Below are 19711 nucleotides of genomic sequence, written 5' to 3'. Positions count from 1 at the left end.
GCTAAAATCCACCACTAAATGAATTTCAGATCTTTCCAGGTCCCCTATACGATCGACGATCGGTTCAACAAACGCGTCGCTTACTTCTCGATGGAGTTCGCGATCCACCAGCCGCTGAAGATCTATAGCGGCGGCCTCGGCTTCCTTGCCGGCTCGCACATGCGCTCCGCCTTCGAGCTGCGCCAGAACCTGGTGGGCATCGGCATTCTCTGGAAATACGGCTACTACGACCAGGCGCGCAACCAGGACCAGACGCTCCAGGTAACCTGGATGGAAAAGATCTACAGCTTCCTGGAAGATACCGGTATCAAATTCGAGATCACGGTGCACGAGCACCCGGTGTGGGTGAAGGTGCTCTACCTGCCGCCGAACGTGTTCCAGTCGGCCCCGATGTTCCTGATGACGACCGACATCCCGGAGAACGACTACGTATCGCAGACCATCACCCACCGCCTGTACGATGCCAACGTGGCCACCAAGGTCGCGCAGTTCATCCTGCTCGGCGTAGGCGGCGCGAAGCTGCTCGACGAGATCGGCTTCAACCCCGAGGTATACCACCTCAACGAGGCCCATGGCCTGTCGTCGGCCTTTTACCTCTATAACAAGTTTGGCCGCAAGATCGAGGAAGTGAAGAAGCGCCTCGTGTTCACGACGCATACCCCTGAAGAAGCCGGCAACGAGAAGCACGATATCTACCTCTGTCATAAGATGAGCTACTTCTGCGGGCTTTCCGTAGAAGAAGTGAAGCGCCTCACCGGCATGCCCGACGACCAGTTCAACCACTCGCTGGCTGCCCTTCGCTTTGCGCGCATCGCCAATGGCGTGTCGCAGCTGCACGGAGAGGTGAGCCGCCACATGTGGGCCAAGTACGATAACATCTGCGAGATCCTCGCCATCACCAACGCGCAGAACTGGCGCTACTGGGCCGATAAAGCACTCTACCGCTTCCGCGAGGATGGCGACGACAAGGGCTTCGACGACCGCAAGACGTGGATGAAGAAGCGCGCCTTCGAACTCGTGGCCGACCAGACCGGGAAGATCTTCGACCCCAACGTGTTCACCATCGTATGGGCCCGCCGCTTCGCCGGCTACAAGCGCGCTAACCTCATTACCCGCGACATCGAGCGCTTCAACAAGCTGATGGCCGATACGAAGTACCCGGTGCAGATCATCTGGGCCGGCAAGCCCTACCCGGTCGATTACCCGGCGATCTCGGAGTTCAACGAGCTCGTGCACCTGAGCAAGAATTACAAGAACATGGCCGTGCTGATCGGCTATGAGCTTGCTCTTTCGAAGCGCCTCAAGCAGGCCGCCGACTGCTGGCTCAACAACCCCCGCGTTCCGCGCGAGGCCTCCGGCACTTCGGGTATGACCGCCTCCATGAACGGCGCGGTGAACGTATCCACCAACGACGGCTGGATACCTGAATTTGTGCACCCGGGCAACAACGGCTTCATCGTGCCGCCGATCGACTATACCAAGATCAGCACGCCGGAGCAGGACGAGTATGACCTCGACCAGCTGTACGAGCTGCTGAACAAGCAGATCCTGCCGCTGTACTACGACGACTACGACACCTGGCGCCAGATCGTGAAGAACGGTATGCGCGACGTGCAGCTGCAGTTCGACTCCAACCGCATGGCGGAGGAATATTACAACCTGCTGTACCTGCGTCCGTATAGCGCCTAAGTAAAGACGCGTTCCTATGCGTCTCCTTGAATATCGGATATCCAACAAGAAATACTGAATAGCGAAGTAAAAGGCCCCGCAATGCGGGGCCTTTTCAGGTCATTGCGAGCGAAGCGAAGCAGTCTCCTCCATTACGCGGAGGGTTCGCAAAGCTTCGGTTACAAAAACACTCCGTAAGTTGTGGAGATTGCTTCGCTCGCAATGACATTTACGCGAACTGCGCCGTTACTTCCTCTACCGTTTTGCTGCCAGGATAGAAGGTTAACAGTCTGCGGATAATCCCTTCCACCAATGCATCCGGGCAGGAGGCGCCCGAGGTGATCAAAATGGTTGCCGGTTGTTTTGCGGGCAGGTATCCTTCCGTTACGTTCTCGGTGCCGTTGTGGAAATTGTAATGCAGCACCGTGTCTTTCGACAGCAGCTTCGCCTCCTCGTTGATGAAGTAGGTAGGCAGCTTTTCCTCGCACAATTCCACGAGGTGGGAGGTGTTGGAGGAATTGTAGCCACCGACCACGATGGCGAGATCGGCATCGACACCGAGCATACCGGAAACGGCCGTCTGGTTGTCGTTAGTGGCGTAACAGAGCGTGTCGCGCGTATCGGCGAAATGCTCGCGGGCATTGGCTTCCGTAAGCCCGTATTTTTCGATCATCACTTCTTTCAGGTAGTCAGCGATCGCCTGCGTGTCGGAGGCCAGCATCGTGGTCTGGTTTACCACGCCGATGCGCTGCAGGTCGCGCAACAGGTCGAAGCCTTGGGAGTACTGACCGGCGAATTCGGTGTAAAACTGCGCCGCGTCTTTTTCGCCCCGGATATACTTCGCGAGCTCGATCGTTTGCTTCATATCCTCTACTACCACCGACGGAGCGTCTTTGGACGCATGGGAGAAGGTAGCTCTCGTTTCCTCGTGCTTCGGCTTACCGTGGATCACGATGCTGTAGCCTTTCTGTGCGATGCCCTCGCTGCGGTTCCAGACCTTTTCCACGAAGGGGCAGGTGGTGTTGTACAGCTCGGTGCGGATGCCGATGTCGTTGAGCCGCTGCTCGATGGCGAGCGTGGTGCCGAAGGCGGGAATGAGCACGATGTCGTCGGCCGTCAGCTCCTCGAAGGGCACGATGGCCTTCCCCTTCGTATCCTGGAGAAAGCGTACGCCGGCGGCCACGAGGTCGGCATTCACCTGCGGGTTATGGATCATCTCGGAGAGCAGGAAGATGCGGCGGCCCGGGTTCTCGGCCACGGTGCGGAAAGCGATGTCGATGGCATTCTCCACCCCGTAGCAAAAGCCGAAGTGCCGCGCGAGGTAGATGCGCACCGGCCCGAAGTCGAGCAACGTCGGCGCAAAATCCTTTTTCATACGGTCGGCCTCCTTGCGCTTCTTCTTGATGGCGGAGATCAGCGGGCTGCGGTACACAACGGGGACATCGAAGGTTTTCATGCTGGGCAAATTTACGCCATAGGGAAGGAATGTTGCGGCCAGGCTTCGGATTTAGCATTTTAAGGGGCACGCGGAACACGCGGAAAACGCGGAAATTTTTTGGTGCTGGTTACGCTGGTCTGGTACTTTTTCCTTTTGCTTCCAGCTCCGGCAGCTCTTACCCGACGGGAGCTTTACCCAGGTGCAACTGTTTCTTAAAACGCGGAAAAGCCCGCAAGCGGGCTTCCGGCGCCAGGTATGCCAGGATCTATAATTGCATGGACATTTTGGGCGCATTGCGCCTTTCTGCGTTTTATTAAAGTTTCCCGGAGGATGATATACGTGTTGATCAGGAGCAGTCGTTTTAAAGCTGTTACGGACCAGGTCAAGTACCCATCGGAAAGAGAACTCCCGCCACCTATTTTCCGCGTTTTCCGCGAATTCTGCGTGCCCCTTCCCACCAACACTTAGATTTGACCCATGACCCCTGAAAAGTCCTGGATCCTCCATACGAACGTGTACGAGGTGAACCTGCGCCAATACACACACGAAGGCACCATCAATGCCTTCCGCCCGCACCTCGCGCGTCTGCGCGATATGGGCGTGGAAACGCTCTGGTTCATGCCCATCACACCCATTGCCCAGAAAGAAAAGAAGGGCTCGATGGGTTCCTACTACGCCTGTTCCGACTATACCGCGGTGAGCCCGGAGTTCGGCAGCCTCGAAGACTTCCGGGCGCTCGTGGAAGAAGCGCATGGCCTGGGCTTCCGCGTTATCCTCGACTGGGTGGCCAACCACACCGGCTGGGACCACCGCTGGACCTGGGAGCACCCCGAATGGTTCGAGCGCAACGGGGCGACGGGCGACTTTGTGCGGGCCCATGGCATGGACGATATCATCGAGCTCGACTTCAACAACCCCGACATGCGGCGGGCGCTGATCGACGCGATGCGCTGGTGGGTGGAGGAGACCGGTATCGACGGCTTCCGCTGCGATCTTGCCTTTTGGGTGGGGCTCGACTTCTGGGTGGAGGCAAAGGCGGCGCTCGATGCCGTGCGGCCCCTGTTCTGGCTCGGCGAGCTCGACCCGCTCACGCATCCCGAATATATGCAGGTGTTCGATGCCGCCTATACCTGGAGCTGGATGCACAGCGCGCAGGAATATTACCACGGACGCACACCGCTCCAGGACCTGTATGCACTGCTCGAGCGCTACCGGACGGCCCCGGGGCTCCCGGCCTGGTTCACCGCCAACCACGACGAGAATTCCTGGAATGGCACCGAGTTTGAAAAGTACGGCGCGGCGGCACCACTTCTGGCCGTGTTCAGCTGCACCTGGCCGGGAATCCCCCTGCTCTACAGCGGGCAGGAGCTGCCCAACGAGCGCCGGCTGCAGTTCTTCGAAAAGGACCCGATCGGCTGGACGCAGGAAGCCCCGCAGTTTCACCGCTTTTACCAGTTGTTGCTACAGCTCAAAAGTGCGCACCCGGCCCTGGCCGCAGATGCCGGCTGCACGGTACTTGAAACGAACGCCGGGAAAGGGGTGCTGGCCTTTCTCCGCCAGGCCGGAAACGATGAAGTGCTGGTGCTGCTGAACCTGACGGGCCGCCTGCAGGACCTGGCGCTCGCGGCTCCGCTGACCGGTGCGTGGCGGGAGCTCTTCAACGGGGCCAGGTGGAGCACGGCTGAACCGGGGCAGCTGCTGCCTCCCTGGGGTTTCGCCGTGTACACGCGCGGCTGAGGCAGGCCCCGCCTTGCGGTGCAACGTGGCAGGGTCGCCACAATGCGCCTTCCGCAGGCTTGCTTCGCGGGCTTGAAAAGTTTGGTATAATATTCGATTTTAATGTATTGAGCGTCCGCCGCCGCTGCTTCCCGCAAACCGATTCCCTTTGATTTCGGGTTCAGCTGCCGGCAACAGGAGGACGTGTTGGTTTTTCGTGGTGATTCAAGAGAAAGAGGCAGCCCGGAACGTGCTGCCTCTTTCTCAAACTTATTGTGGTGCATGTATCGGAACGGCCGGGTATTCCCGGCCGTTCCCATGTCAAATCGGTGATCGCAGATCTGAGATCTTCCTCCGGTTCCGCCTTCACCCCGGCAACGCACCTAAAGCTCGGGCATCAGTAGTGCATCTTTGAACGGAAGCAGCTCACAGATCCGAGATCACAGTTCTGAGATCCTCCTCTGGCTCGATTGTTAAAGTAGTACGTTTGCATACGGCGACCCGCGAGGGCGGCGTTATTCACTGCAGGTTTCAACTTCAACCAACGTGTTCAACTTCAAAAACACCTGGAACCTATGGCAGATGACAGCAAGCAGGAGCGGGCCTACGGCTACGACTCCTTCGATGGACGCGGACCGCGCTCCGGATCCAACTTCTTATGGTGGTGCGCCGGCGCGCACCAGCCACTCCTGAAACAGTATCCTTCCGAAGGCGTCAAGTACGGCGGCCTCGGCGGCGTGCTCCTCGCCACCTTTGCGCTGGCTACCCTTTCGTCCGGCTATGCGTTTTACAGCATTTTCGGGCATGCCGGCTGGGCAATTCTGTTTGCGCTCGTCTGGGGCGCCATCATCTTCAACTTCGACCGCTTTCTCGTGAGTACGATGCGCAAGTACGGGGTGTCGCGCAACCGGCAGCTCCTGCTCGCGCTGCCCCGCCTCGGACTTGCGCTGCTCATCGGGCTCACCATCGCGCGCCCGCTCGAGCTCAAGATCTTCGAGAAGGAGATCAACGTGAAGATGGTGGAGAACACGCACCGTAAGATCCAGCGTAACGACTCGCTGCTCGCCCTCGAAACGAAGCAGCAGCTGGCAGCGGCAGAAAGTGAGCGGGCCCGCATCACGGCGCGCCGGGCGGCGCTCGAAGACACGCTCCGTGGCCTCCAGAGCGCCTATGTGCAAGAGGCCGACGGCACCGGCGGCTCGGGCCGCCGCGGCATCGAGCAGCTGACGCGGCTCAAGATGGGGGCCTGGCAGTCGGCACAGGCCCAATACGCACCCGAACTCGCTGAGCTGTCGGCGGGGCTGCGTACGCAGGACTCGCTCATTGCTATGGCAAGAGCCGTGATGGAAGAGAAGCGCCGCGGCTACGAAGGCACCGCGTTCGCCAACCAGGGATTCCTCGAGCGCAACAAGGCGCTCAGCGACCTGGCCGACGAAGAATCCAGCGTGTGGTGGAGCAGCCTCATGATCTCGCTGCTCATCATCCTGCTCGAGATCGGGCCCATTCTCTCGAAGCTGATCATGCCGGTTGGTCCTTACGATATCGCCCTTGCCCGGGACGAATTACTACAGATGGCCGCCGACGAGAACGCGATGTTCAAGGGCCGCGACCTGCTCTTCGACAAGAAGAAACGCTTTTACGACCGCCAGCGCGAACTCTCCACTGAGCTCGTCGACAAGCTCACTGCCCTGCAGCGCAAGCACATCGACGAGGAGCTCGACAAATGGGAGCGGGGCGAGTGGAACGCGAAGGAGTACCGCGCCTCGATGGACGAAGTGCTGCGGAAGATCCGGAAGAACTACCAGGTGGATGATGAAAGCCTCTTGTAGATCTAAGGTCTGAGATGGCTGAATTGTGATCTGTTGGAATGGAAGATGTGCTGATACGATGGCCCGCCCGTTTCTACTACCCGCTGATGCGTGCCGGCAACAGTACGTGAAAGGTTGCCCCTTCGCCTTGGCGGCTCCGTGCATAGATGTCGCCGCCATGACGTTGCACGATGCGCTTGCAGAGCGCGAGCCCGAGCCCCGTGCCTTCGTAGCTGTCGCGTGTCGGTAACCGGGTAAATACGGCAAACATCCGGTCGGCTTGGTCCTGGTCGAAGCCAATGCCGTTATCGCGCACCTCGAAATGCCAGAACGCCTTGCGCTGCCCGTCGGTTCCGCGCTCTTCCTGGCGTGCGCTGATATGTATATGGGGTGCCGTGCCGGGCTTCGTGAATTTGAGCGCGTTATTGAGCAGGTTGGCAAACAACTGGTGCAGCAGCAGCGCGATCCCGGGTACCACCGGCAGGGTTCCGAACTCGATGCGCGCACCCTTTTGCAGGATGGCCAACTCGAGGTCGCTTTGCACGTCGCTAAGCACGCGGTTGAGGTCAACGGGCTCGTTGGGGTGCTGTGCGGCGCTGAGGGTGGAGTAGGTGAGCACTCCTTCGATCATGCCCGCCATCCGGCGCGAGGCGTCGGAGATCTTTTCGAGGTAGATTCTTCCTTTTTCGGTCAGGGTCTCTTTCTCGTTCTCGCTGAGGATGCCGCTGAAGGTGCTGATCTTCCGGAGCGGTTCTTTCAGGTCGTGGGAAGCCACGTGGGCAAAGCGCTGGAGATCTTCGTTGGAGCGGGCGAGTTCTTCCGTGCGGACGGCTACGAGGTGTTCCATTCGCTCCCGGTATTGACGCAGTGCTTCCCTCATCCGAATCAGGGCCTGGGCCAGCAGGTCATGTTCGCTGCGCGGGGTGATGACCGCGTCGAAGTCACCCCTTCCGATGGCGGTGGCAGCGTTGGCGAGCGCCCGGTTGCTTTGGTCGATGGTCGATATCGAAACCGCGAGCGAGCCGAGGGCATCTTTCGATTCGGGTTGCAGCGACTCGCCGGCCTCGCCTTTTGCAATGCGCTCGGCGGCCCGCCGGAGCCGCAGCAGCGACTGGGTGATGAGATAGACGATATAGGTCACGGCGGTGATCACTGAAAGAAGCGAAAGCACCATCAGGACCAAGGTGCGCCTGCGTGCTGCTTCTTCTTCCTGGTGTAAGGTATTCACCGTCGTATTCAGGCGGTCCCAGATGCGGTGCTGGAAGTTCCGGAGCGCTCCCACGCCTTCGTCGGACACTTTCCACCAGGCCACCGCCGTATAAGTACTGTCGAACGCAAAGCGCTTGAAGAGGCTGTCGATATAAGCCGTGGTATGCCCGAAGGGTGTACTCCTGCGCAGTCCATCGTATTGGGCCAGCATGTCGGGTGTGGCCTTTGCCCGGAATTCCGCTTCGTAAGACCGGTACACGTCGTATGCGCCTGCGGAGCCGGCGAGCGTCTCCGTCGCATACCTGCCGGTATGAAGTACGTTGTAGATATTGCTGCGGATGATCCCGAGGTAGGTCATCATCTCCGACAGGATCTTCTGGGCCACCAGGTCTTTGTACACCGGGTGCAGGAACGCGGTGTTGGCGGGTGGGAGGGTATTGAGCGTGTTGAGGCGGAACACGGTATTGCTATAAAAGTGCATCACCCCGTTGGGCGCCGTGCTGAAACTGTCGATGCCGTTCCGGATGCTGTCGAGCTGCCCGAGCCGCGTGTAGCCGGTGAAGCCTTCCAGCGCCGGGTCGCCGCAACGGAGCAGCCGGCGGATCAGGGAGTCGGTGCGGGGCCGCTGCCGCTCCAGCTCAGGCCGCATGCTGCGCGTCATCGCATAGTCGAACGAATACTTGCGCTCTTCCTGGAGCGCGTCGATGAGCGCGTTTATGTCAGCCGATTCGTCAATAAAGGAATGATATTGCCGGAACAGGCGCAGTTTTTCGGTCTTTTCCTGGTACACTTCGATGGTGAGGAAGATGAGGAAGCACAACGGAATGAACCCGATGAGCATCAGTTTGGCCAGGAGGGGTAATCGCCGGAAGAATGCGTTCATGCAGGGGGGCAAAGATTGATCGGGCTAAAATAGACAAACTTATCTTCGCCCGCATGGCCATGTCGTTCGACTCGATCTTTACCCACCGCCGCACCGGCACCGATAAAATACCCGAGGGGCCCCGCTCCGGCTTCCAGCGCGATTTCGACCGCCTCGTGTTTTCGTCGGCCTTTCGGCGCCTGCAGAACAAGACGCAGGTGTTCCCGCTGCCCGGCACGGCCTTCGTGCACAACCGCCTCACGCATTCCCTCGAGGTGGCTTCCGTGGGCCGCTCCCTCGGCAAGATGATCGGGGAGGAGATCTCGAAAGACTACCGCGGCAACGACGACGTGTACGAGTTCTACCGCTACGAGCTGCCCAACGTCATCGCCGCCGGCTGCCTCGCCCACGACATCGGCAACCCGGCCTTCGGCCACTCTGGTGAAAAGGCCATCTCCGCCTGGTTCATCGAAAACGAGCAGGTGGAGATCGGCGGACGGCCGCTGCGCTCCTTTTTTGGCGATACCGAGTGGCGCGACGTCACGGCTTTCGAAGGCAACGCCAACGCCATCCGCATCCTGACCCACAGCTTCCGCGGCCGCTTCAAGGGAGGCTTCGGGCTCACGTATACCACCATCGCGTCGATCCTCAAGTATCCCTGCGAGTCTACGGCAGTGGACAAGGGCTGGAAGCACCGGAAGAAATACGGGTTCTTCCAGAGCGAAAAGGAAACGGTGCTGGAGGTGATGCGGGGCTGCAACATGATCCCGGAAGGGGAGTCCCCCCTCGTGTACCGACGCCATCCCTTCGTTTACCTGGTGGAAGCCGCCGACGATATCTGCTACTCCATTGTAGATATGGAAGATGCCCACCGACTCGGCATCCTGTCGACGGAAACCGTCCGCGACGCCTTCCTGGAGGTGTGGGACAAGACCCGGCCTGCCGGCGACGACCGTACCCGCGACCATTATACGAGCATCTCCGATGTGAACGAGGGCATCGCCTTCCTGCGGGCCCGCGTCATCAACGGCCTCGTGCAGGCCTGCACCCGCATCTTCCTCGACAACCGCGCGGCCATCCTTGCCGGGACCTTCAACGACACCCTGATCGACCACCTGCAGGACGCGACGGGCTGCCTTTCGACGGTGAAGGCCCTGTCGGTGGAAAAGATCTACCGCCACGACACGGTGCTGCAGATCGAGCTGGCCGGGTATAACGTGATGTCGGAGCTGCTCGGGCTGCTCGTGCCGGCGCTGCTCCGGGATCGCCCGACGCACAAGGAGGGGATCATCCTGCAACTGTTCCCCTACCAGCTCACCGAGTTCCGGGAAACGACGTCGGGCTATGAGAAGGTGCTCAGCGCCCTCGACTTCCTGAGCGGCATGACCGACGAGTACGCCACCGAGATCTACCGCCGGCTGAAAGGGATTTCCACACCGGTACACGGGTAAAACTCACGCCCATACCCAATTAAGGGTACGTTTTCAACGGCCAAAGCACCCGTTCCGGCCGCTTATCCGACGGCGATATAAAAGTTTTCTCTTATTTTTAACTTTGCAACCGTCCCTTCTATAATCACCAAATGCTGTCATGAGAAAGATTTTCGCACTCTTCCTCGGAGTGATGCTCTCTGCTTATGGGAACGCTCAGTCCTCGGAGGCCACCTATGATTCCAACACCTCCAACGGCCGCCAACCCGGCTCCGGGGCAGCCGGCTTCGCCGGCGCCGGCCGTGTCTTCAACACCGACAGTATCGCCTTTACCGGACCGGCTACGGCCGGATTCTGCCCGGGCGGCAACCTTCGCCTGCAGGCAAAATATTCGACCCCGGGGTCGCTGTATCAATGGCTGCTGAACGGCAACCCCATCGGCGGCGCTACCGATTCGCTCTACACCGCTACGGCTCCCGGCGACTATTCGATCGTGGTGACGGCGCCCGGCGGCACCGTGTATAACTGGCCTACGCTCACCGTGGTGGAATTCCCGGTGCCGGCGGCCCCCTCGTTCACGTTTACGCCCAATAACCAGTGCTCGATGCAGGACATCACCTTCACCAACACGACCGGTGACCCGAGCCTGACCTACGCCTGGGACTTCGGCGACCCCAACTCGGGCGCGCTCAACACCTCCACGGCCAGCAACCCGGTACACCACTTCGTGGGCGGTGCCTTCGGTGGCACCCAGACCTTCGACGTGGGGCTGAAGGCAACCAACTCCTTCGGCTGCTCCACTACGGCCACACAAACCGTAACCACACTTTCCCCCAGCACCAAGCTGGGTGGCACGGGCCTCGTGGTGTATAACGGCAACCCGGTGTTCACCTCCTGCAATGCCACCGGCGCCACCCTCACCTTCGTGAACGAGTCGACCTCGAGCAATTCGGATTACACCATCATCTGGGGCGACAATACGCCCAACTTCACCGGTACCACCTTCCCGACACCGAACATCACCCACCCGTACAGCCCTGGTAACTACACCCTCCAGTTCATCGTAACGGGCACCAACGGCTGCCGCGATACGGGCTATTATTCCGTGTACATCGGCTCGAACCCCGCGGTGGGCCTCACCAACCCGGGAAATACCGTTACCTGCTCGGAAAGCAGCCTCACCTTCCCGATCACCAGCACCTCCGGCAACTCGCCCGGCACCATCTATACCATCACCTTCAACGACGGCTCGCCCGCGCAGGTGTTCCCGCACCCGGCGCCGGCCAGCGTTACCCACACGTTCAACCTGTCGTCCTGCGGCACCACGAGCAGCTCGGGCGCCAATACGTACCCGAACTCCTTCTCGGCGGCGATCAAGGCAACCAACCCCTGCGGCTCGTCGAGCGCCAACGTGGTACCTATTTATATATCCAAGAAGCCGCGCGCCAACTTCACGGTGAACCCCGGCAACCGCGTGTGCGTGAACTCGCCGGTGAACCTGACCAACTCGTCGGGCAACATGTCGAGCGTAAACAACGGCACCTGTACCCCCGGCAAGGTGGTCTGGACCATCAGCCCCGCCACCGGGTGGACCAACACCGGTAACCTCGGCAATAACAACAACTCCGCGGACCCCGCCTTCTGGACCGGCGGCTCCAACTCGCTCAACGTCACCTTTACCGTGGCGGGTACCTACACCGTAAGAATGCAGGCCGGCAACACGGCGCTTTGCCAGACCGACGAGATCATCCAGACCATCTGCGTCAGCGAGCTGCCGGTAGCGTCCTTTACGCTCAGTGACCTCCAGGGCTGCGGCCCGCTGCTGGTGACGAGCACGAACACATCGCCCGCCTCGGTATGCGGCGCCGACAGCTACGCCTGGACGGTATCGTACGACAACTTCGCCAACTGCCAGCCCAACGCCAGCAGCTGGACCTTTGCCGGCGGCACCAGCGCCACCTCGGCCAACCCGCAGATCAGCTTTACCAATCCCGGTATTTACACGGTGCAGCTCGTAACGACGCGCCCGGGTAACGTGTGCTCCAACAGTACGAGCCAAACGGTGACGGTGAAGTCGAAGCCCAACGTGACCTTCGACCCGATCAACCCGATCTGTCAGGGCGACTTCAGCCCTGTGGCTACTGCCAACGACTGCTATTCCAGCACGCCCTCCACCTTCCAGTGGAGCTTCGCAGGCGGCACACCGGCCACGGCCGTGGGTCCGGCGCCGACGGTAAACTATGCCAGCACCGGTACGTTCAACATCCAGCTCGACGTGATCAATGAGTGCGGCACCACCACGGTAACGCAGCCGGTGACCGTGAACCCGACACCCGAAGTGACCCAGCCCGGCAACTACGTGTTGTGCAACGGCGCACCGTTCCCTGGTGTGGCGTTTGCGAGCCCGCTTCCCGGCATCACCTATACCTGGACCAACGACGACCCGGGCATCGGTCTCGGCGCCTCCGGCTCGGGCAATATCCCGCCCTTCACCGCGAGCAACTCCACGTCGGTGCCCCGGGTGGCCACCATTACGGTGACGCCCAGCTCGAGCACCTGCAGCGGCCCGGCACGCACCTTCACCATTACCGTTAACCCGACGCCCCCGATCAACGGCGGCCCCGACCAGATCATCTGTAACGCGCCCACGGCCACCATGCAGGCGGTGCTGGCTCCCGGCACCACCGGCGTCTGGACACAGGTGTCCGGCCCCGCCAGCACCATTACGTCGCCTTCGTCGCCCACCACTACGATCACCGGCCTCAACGCAGGTACGTATCAGTATCGCTGGACCGTAACGGGCTCCGGCATCTGCCCAACCGTGGAGGATATCGTAACGATCCTGAACCGCCCCCTGCCGACGGCATCGGCTGCAGGCCCCGACAGCGTCATCTGTGATTACACCGCGGGCAGCGCCCTGGCCTTTACGCTTAACGCCAATAGCGTGGCACATAACTGGGAGCTCGGCACCTGGACCGTAGTAAGCAATACCACGGGTGTGGCGGTGACCCTCGCCAACCCCAACGACCCGCATACCCTGCTTTCGGATGCCGGCCTCGCCGCAGGTGTGCCGCAAGGCGCCATCACACTGCGCTGGACGATCGTGAACGACGCGGGTTGTACCCCGTCGGCGGACGACGTGGTGTTCACCATCGCGCAGCAGCCTTCGGCGGGCACCGTAGGGCCGCTGGCGGAGCTTTGCTACGAAAACAGCGTTACGCTCACTGCAACGGGCTATACCGGCACCATCCTCAAGTGGCGCCGTAAGGACGCACCGCTGGCCACCAACCCCTTCGTGGATGTTGCGAACAATACGCCGTCACTCAACCTGAACAACCTCACCGGATCCGTCGAAGTACAGTTCATCGTAGGCTCGCCCAACGGCACCTGCCCCCAGCGGGATACGGTCACGGCGATCGTTCCGGTTGCCGCCCCGATCGTGAACACCATCAACGGTCGCGTGGATTCGGTTTGTACCGGCGTGTCCTACAACACCGGCATCGTGCTCGCGTCCGGCGGCAACGGCTCGGCTCCCAGCTACCAGTGGCAGCTCAGCGACGACGGCATCGTGTTCAACGACCTCGTAACGCATACGCTTTCGCATTACACCTTTACCCCCGTTCAAACCGTATGGCTGCGCCGCGTGGTGACGATCGGTACCTGTACCTCGATCAGCGACACCATCAAAGTGTGGGTAGAGCCTCCGGTCGCCAACAACAGCATCGGCGCCGACCAGACCATCTGTATCAACACGGCCCCGGCCCCGATCACCGGCTCGGTACCCACGCCGGCAAACATCAACCTGAGCTTCCAGTGGCAACAGAGCACCAACGGCGGCTCCACCTGGACCGACATCGCGGGTGCTACGACGCAGGACTACGCCCCGGGCGTGCTGTCGCAGACAACGATGTACCGTCGTGTCGTGAGCTCCGAGCGCTGTCCGTCACCGACAGGCGGCGTCTCCAACGAGGTCACCATCAGCATCACCCCGCGGCCGGCGCCGGCCTTTGCGCCAAGCACCGTGCTCGGCTGCTCGCCGCTTACCGTGACCTTCACCAACAACACCACCGGCCTCGGAAACACGTATGTGTGGGACTTCGGTGATGGCAGCGCGCCGCTCGCCACCGCCAACAACAACCCGGTGACACATACCTATACGGTAGGTGTCCAGACCACGTTCACGATCACGCTCACCGCCACCAACGGCTGCGGCGTGGAATCTACCCAGCTTAACGTGATCGTGGTGCCCAACAGCATCGACCTCAACGTAACGGTGAACGCGACCCAGCTTGCCGGCTGCGCCCCGCACAGCATCAAGGTGTACAACGCGTCGCAGGGCGGCACCATGTTCGTGTACGACTTCAACGACGGCTCGCCGGTGGTCAGCAACCCGAACAACATCGACTCGGTGGCACACACCTTCCTCGCCCCGGGTGCCTATAACATTTCGATCCGCGCCACCAACAACTGCTCCGACACGACGGCCTACCGCGTCATCAACGTGTACGCCACGCCGACGCCGGCCTTTACCCCGAGCACCCTGCAGGCTTGCGTGGGTCAGGACTTCACGTTCACCAACGGCTCCACCGGCGCCACCAACTACCAGTGGGACTTCGGCGATAACCAGCTCTCGTCTGCTACGAATCCCACGCACAGCTATGCGGCGCCTGGTACGTACACGGTGAAGCTGCGCGCCTTCAATACCAACGGCGTGAACGTGACCTGCGTGGACAGCGTATGGATGGACGTGACCGTGCTTCCGAGCCTCGTCGGCTCCATGACCGTTTCGGGTACCGGCAGCACCTGCGCACCGTTCACGGCCACCTTCACCAACAACACGACCCCTGCCACTTCCGTGACCTGGGACTTCGGTGATGGCTCCGCACCTTCGACCCTCAACTCCGTGTCGCACACCTTCACGCGCTCCGGCACCTTTACGGTGACACTGACCGTGATCGCCCCGGGTGGCTGCCGCTACGTGACCACCCAGGATATTACCGTGGGCGGTCCGGCCGGTCAGCTGCTTTATACACCGGGCTATGTATGCGCCGGTCAGAGCGTGCGCCTCGAAGTGATCGCCACCGGGGCCACCACCTATACCTGGGACTTCGGCAACGGCGTTACGCAAACCAACTCGAACACCGTGGTCAACTATACCTACCCGGACCCCGGCACCTTCCTGCCTTCGGTAACACTCAACGGCGGCGGTTGCTCGGTATTGATCAAGAACATTCCCGATTCGGTGCGGGTGGACCGTACGATCGGCGCCTTCACCGCGGTGCAGACACGCAACTGTGGAAATACGGTGCTGACGCTCACGGATACCTCCACCGTCTTCTTCGGAAAGGCGCTCGTGGAGTGGGACCTGGGCAATGGTGTCTTCACTGCCGGCCCGGCTACGGTGACGCAGAACTTTACCGTATCGGGTAACTATACCGTGCGCCTCCGCGTTACGAGCAACAGCGGCTGCATCACAGTGAGCACGCAGGATGTGGCCATCGTGGTCAACAATACCCCCGTGATCACGCTGGTGCCCCCGGCCGGATCGACTGCCTGCGCCCGTGTGCCGGCCTCGTTCAGCGCCGTGGTGAACTCGGTGGATGCCATCGCCAACATTCAATGGAATACGTCCAACGGCATTACCGGAAGCGGCGCCACCTTCAACCCGATCTTCGGAACACCGGGCGTTTTCAACGTAGTGCTGACGGTCAATACCGTGAACGGCTGTACGGCCACCACGAACCTCGATGTGACGGTGAACCCGACGCCGACCGTGAACCTGGTGAACGACCAGGAGCGCATCTGCCGCGGTGCGAGCGTGGGCCTTTTTGCCACCGGCGCTCCGGCGGGCGGCACTTATCGCTGGGATCCGAACCCCGGCCTGAGCTGCTACGACTGCCCGAACCCTGTGGCTTCACCGCTCACAACCACCATTTTCAAAGTATCGCTCACCAACGGCTTCGGCTGCGCCTCGACCGACAGCGTGCTGGTGCAGGTGGTACAGCCGCTTGCTATCGAAGTGGATCCGCCGAGCGACTCGCTTTGCCGTGGCGACTCCGTGCGCCTCATCGCCGGCGGTGCCGAAAGCTACACCTGGTCGCCTGCAGCCGGCCTGAGCTGCACCGACTGCCCGAACCCCTGGGCTAAGCCGAATGTGACCACCATCTACACGGTGACCGGCATCGGCGAGTTTGGCTGCTTTACCGATTCGAAGCAAGTGACCATCGGGGTGGGCGACGTTCCGACGGTGAACCTTGGTCCGGACCTGCTGCTGGCTACGGGAACCGTGCGGCCGCTGACAGCTTCTGTGACCGGAGGACCCATCGCCTCCTGGAGCTGGACGCCGGCTACCAACCTGAGCTGCGCCAACTGCCCGCAGCCGGCCATGACCGCAAAAGACGCCATCACCTATATCGTGCAGGTAACCACCGGCTTCGGCTGTACGGCTACCGACACGCTCAACGTAAAAACCTTCTGCGCCAGTACCCAGGCCTTCGTGCCCAATGCCTTCAGCCCCGACGGCGACGGCATCAACGACGTCCTGATGGTACGCGGCACCGGCATCTTACAGGTGAAGTCCTTCCGCATCTTCAACCGCTGGGGCGAGGTCGTGTTCGAGCGCGCCAACTTCGCGCCCAACAACCCGAGCTTCGGCTGGGATGGTAAGGTGAAGGGCACCGTGACGCCGCCTGACGTGTACGTGTACACCGCGGAGGTGATCTGCGAGAACGGGATGACATTCACTTATAAAGGAAACGTGTCGGTATTAAAATGATCTGTGCCATGAAAAAGAAAAGCTTATTGCTGGGAACCCTCCTGACTGCATCGGTGGCTACGATGGCCCAGGACATCAACTTCTCCCAGTTCTATGAAATGCCCCTGCTCCGCAACCCGGCGCTTTCCGGTATGTTCCGCGGCGACCTCCGCGTGTCGGGCGCCTTCCGCAGCCAGTGGAATAGCGCTACCTCCGCCTACAAGACCCAGGCCCTCGGCGTGGAGTCCAAGTTCGGCGTCAGCGCCAACACCGACGACTACATCTCCTTCGGCCTGCAGCTGACCAACGACATCGCGGGCGATTCGAAGATGGGCAAGACGCAACTCCTGCCGGTGCTTGCCTATCACAAGTCGATGAGCTCCGAGAAGGATGCCTACCTCTCCATCGGGTTTATCGGTGGCGCCGTTCAGCAGCGCTTCGACCCTACGGGCCTCAAGTTCGACGACCAGTACGTGAACGGTGCTTACAGCCCGGCCAACCCGACGCGGCAGACCTTCTCCAACACGAACCTCATTTACTGGGACGCAGGCGTGGGCCTAGCCTACAGCAGCGAGGCGGGGTCGGACCTGAAGTATTACGTGGGCGCATCCTACTACCACTTCAACCAGCCTAAGGTAGCGTTCAACCCGGTGAGCGACGTGCGCCTCAATTCGAAGTTCTCGGTGAATGCCGGCCTGTCAGTGCCCACCAGCGAATACGACAACCTGATGGTGTTCGGCGACCTGTTCGTGCAGGGCGGCCACAGCCAGGCCCAGGGCGGCTTCCTGTTCCGCCACGACCTCAGCCAGCTGGGCGACGAGGGCGAAACAGTGAGCATTGCGGCCGGCGCCATGTACCGCCTCAACGACGCGGTAGCCCCGGTGATCAAGCTCGATTACTACCAGTGGTCGATCGGCGCTTCCTACGATGCCACGATCTCCAAGCTGAAAAATGCCAACGGTGGTCGCGGCGGCTTCGAGATCACGCTGAGCTACAAGAACTTCCTCAACATCCGAAACTCCTCGGCCGATAAGATGCGTTGCCCGGTGAGCTTCTGATCGGGAATCGGCAATCGGTAATCGGCAATCGGCAAAAGAACCCCTCGCAGAGCGAGGGGTTCTTTTTTTGGGGCGCAAGCATTCCCGATTCCCGATTCCCGATTGCCGCTATTTTTGCCCCATGCAGGAATACACCATCGACGTCACACAGGTGGAGGAATGGCAGACGATCCGTGACATTGATTCGCTCGAAACGATGTTCCAGCGGGCGAAGAGTACCATCGTCAACGGGGAGCGCGTGCTGCTGGTGCGCAGCGACCGACAGGGTAACCAGGCGCAGTTCGATGAGCTGACCACGCTCGAGGACCTGGAGCGTTACCGGGCCTCTGTGTTCCGGTACCTTTAAGCCAGCTTTCGAGGGGCGCGGGCCGCCTTTTTTGACGGTTCATCCGCTCCCTGGCGGGTTCCGTCACAGTAGCGCAGCCAGCCCCGGAAAAAACCGCCACCTTCGTGTAACGCAGCTCCCACCGGCTGCGTCCCACCAATATGCAAACGATGCTGCGCCCCGAGTGGAGCCGGAAAATGCGGTTCTTCTCTTTTGTTTCGATGCTGCTGCTGGTCTACGTACACGGCTACGACCTCAACGACCGCTATCTTCAGCCCTTCGGCCTCGTGCAGGAACGCACGACGTTCACCACCTTCTTCGAATACCTGACCGCCAACGGGCTCTTCCGCTTCCGCATCCCTATGCTGTTTGCCATTTCCGGCTACCTCCTTGCCCGCGGCGACGAGAAAGGCTATCTCCGCATCATCGGCAAACGATTCCGCACGATCGCCATACCGTATTTCCTCTGGAGCGCCATCGGCATTCTGATCGTTTTCGCACTCCTCCAATGGTCGTTCACCCGCGACGTTGTGGCAACGCAGCTGCCGCCCGACAAGCGCTCGCTCGGCGACGTAACGGCGAACGACTGGTTCCAGATCATGACCGGCGGCGGCATTTCGTACCAGCTTTGGTTCATCCGCAGCCTGTTCATCCTCAACCTGCTGTACCCGGTGCTGCGGTTGGGTGTGCTGAAGGCGCCGAAGGTGCTGTTCCCGGTGCTGACACTGCTTTGGCTGGCGACCCCGATGTCGCTGTTCGATACCCTTCCGCAGCAGTTCCAGGGTCCGTGGCGGATGCTGATCGATGGCGAGGGCCTGCTGCCCTTCTGCCTCGGCATCTGGCTGTGCAAGCGGGGTAAGGATCTGTCCCGGCAACCACGTTGGTTTTCGATGAAAGGCGCCGTTGCCGTGCTGCTGGTGCTGAGCATCGCCAAGACCTGGATTGCCCTCAACGCCGGTATTTTCCCCGGCGAAGCAATTCCCCGGATCACGATCTGGGTGATGCATAAGTTCGTGGTGGCGTCCGGATTGCTCGTGGCCTGGTACGGTGCCGATCGCCTCTCGGCCTGGGCGATGTCGAAGCGCTGGTTCCGCGCTGCCAGCGATCAATCCTTCATGATCTATGCCCTGCACGTGCCGCTCGTTACCTACCTGATCGACCCCGTACACGGCCTGTTGCAGCCATTCCGCTACTACCGCCTTGCTACCTACTTGCTGCTGCCTGCGGTGCTGATCCTGTTTTGCATGGCCGTAGGCGCCCTGCTGAAGAAAGTAGCTCCTCCTGTGTTCGGCATCCTCACCGGCAACCGCGGGTTGACGCCCTTGCCGGAGCCGCCCGCGGCAACCAGCGAAGAAGGCTCGGTGCGTGTGCTGCCGGTGGATGCGCCTGCAGTTCGCTGACCGTAATGATACAGCATAAAAAAAAGGAGCCCGCCAGGGCTCC

The 19711-nt window shown here is 60.8% G+C and carries 10 protein-coding genes; 8 read left to right on the top strand and 2 right to left on the bottom strand.

The annotated features are described in order from the left end of the window. The first annotated feature begins 18 nt into the window (after positions 1-18). Positions 19-1689: an alpha-glucan family phosphorylase gene (gene glgP / locus ABD937_RS05250; RefSeq protein WP_345253966.1), complete on the top strand. Its 1671-nt coding sequence runs from the start codon at positions 19-21 to the stop codon at positions 1687-1689. A gap of 208 nt (positions 1690-1897) precedes the next feature. Here glgP and ABD937_RS05245 read toward each other — a convergent pair whose 3' ends face one another. Continuing rightward, positions 1898-3124, bottom strand: coding sequence for a 4-hydroxy-3-methylbut-2-enyl diphosphate reductase (locus ABD937_RS05245; protein WP_345253964.1), 1227 nt, complete (start codon positions 3122-3124; stop codon positions 1898-1900). Positions 3125-3583: 459 nt separating this feature from the next. Between ABD937_RS05245 and ABD937_RS05240 the strand changes: the two genes are divergently transcribed. Together ABD937_RS05240 and ABD937_RS05235 are read left to right on the top strand one after the other, a co-directional pair. Then, positions 3584-4843 (top strand): alpha-amylase family glycosyl hydrolase, encoded by a 1260-nt coding sequence (locus tag ABD937_RS05240; protein ID WP_345253962.1) that lies wholly within the window; start codon positions 3584-3586, stop codon positions 4841-4843. Positions 4844-5397: 554 nt separating this feature from the next. Beyond that, positions 5398-6651 carry a DUF4407 domain-containing protein gene (locus tag ABD937_RS05235; protein WP_345253960.1) on the top strand — a complete coding sequence of 418 codons (1254 nt, stop codon included), beginning with the start codon at positions 5398-5400 and terminating at the stop codon, positions 6649-6651. A 76-nt stretch (positions 6652-6727) separates the two neighbouring features. Here ABD937_RS05235 and ABD937_RS05230 read toward each other — a convergent pair whose 3' ends face one another. Next, positions 6728-8722, bottom strand: coding sequence for a sensor histidine kinase (locus tag ABD937_RS05230; RefSeq protein WP_345253958.1), 1995 nt, complete (start codon positions 8720-8722; stop codon positions 6728-6730). A gap of 53 nt (positions 8723-8775) precedes the next feature. Here ABD937_RS05230 and dgt point away from each other — a divergent pair, with 53 nt between their 5' ends. The 5 genes from dgt to ABD937_RS05205 all read left to right on the top strand — a co-directional run bounded on the left by dgt (position 8776) and on the right by ABD937_RS05205 (position 19668). After that, positions 8776-10152 (top strand): dGTP triphosphohydrolase, encoded by a 1377-nt coding sequence (dgt, locus tag ABD937_RS05225; protein ID WP_345253955.1) that lies wholly within the window; start codon positions 8776-8778, stop codon positions 10150-10152. A 139-nt stretch (positions 10153-10291) separates the two neighbouring features. Further along, complete coding sequence (locus ABD937_RS05220) at positions 10292-16906, top strand: PKD domain-containing protein (RefSeq protein ID WP_345253953.1); 6615 nt, start codon at positions 10292-10294, stop codon at positions 16904-16906. 8 nt (positions 16907-16914) lie between these two features. Continuing rightward, a complete protein-coding gene (locus tag ABD937_RS05215; protein WP_345253952.1) occupies positions 16915-17943 on the top strand; it encodes a PorP/SprF family type IX secretion system membrane protein in 1029 nt (342 codons plus the stop codon). A gap of 121 nt (positions 17944-18064) precedes the next feature. After that, positions 18065-18289 (top strand): hypothetical protein, encoded by a 225-nt coding sequence (locus tag ABD937_RS05210; RefSeq protein WP_345253951.1) that lies wholly within the window; start codon positions 18065-18067, stop codon positions 18287-18289. 140 nt (positions 18290-18429) lie between these two features. Then, positions 18430-19668 (top strand): acyltransferase family protein, encoded by a 1239-nt coding sequence (locus tag ABD937_RS05205; protein WP_345253950.1) that lies wholly within the window; start codon positions 18430-18432, stop codon positions 19666-19668. Positions 19669-19711: the final 43 nt, after the last annotated feature.

It is taken from the genome of Flaviaestuariibacter amylovorans, assembly GCF_039541815.1.
Taxonomy (GTDB): Bacteria; Bacteroidota; Bacteroidia; order Chitinophagales; family Chitinophagaceae; genus Flavisolibacter; species Flavisolibacter amylovorans.
The sequence above is the reverse complement of the archived record's forward strand: the minus strand, read 5'-3'. Positions and strand labels throughout refer to the sequence as shown.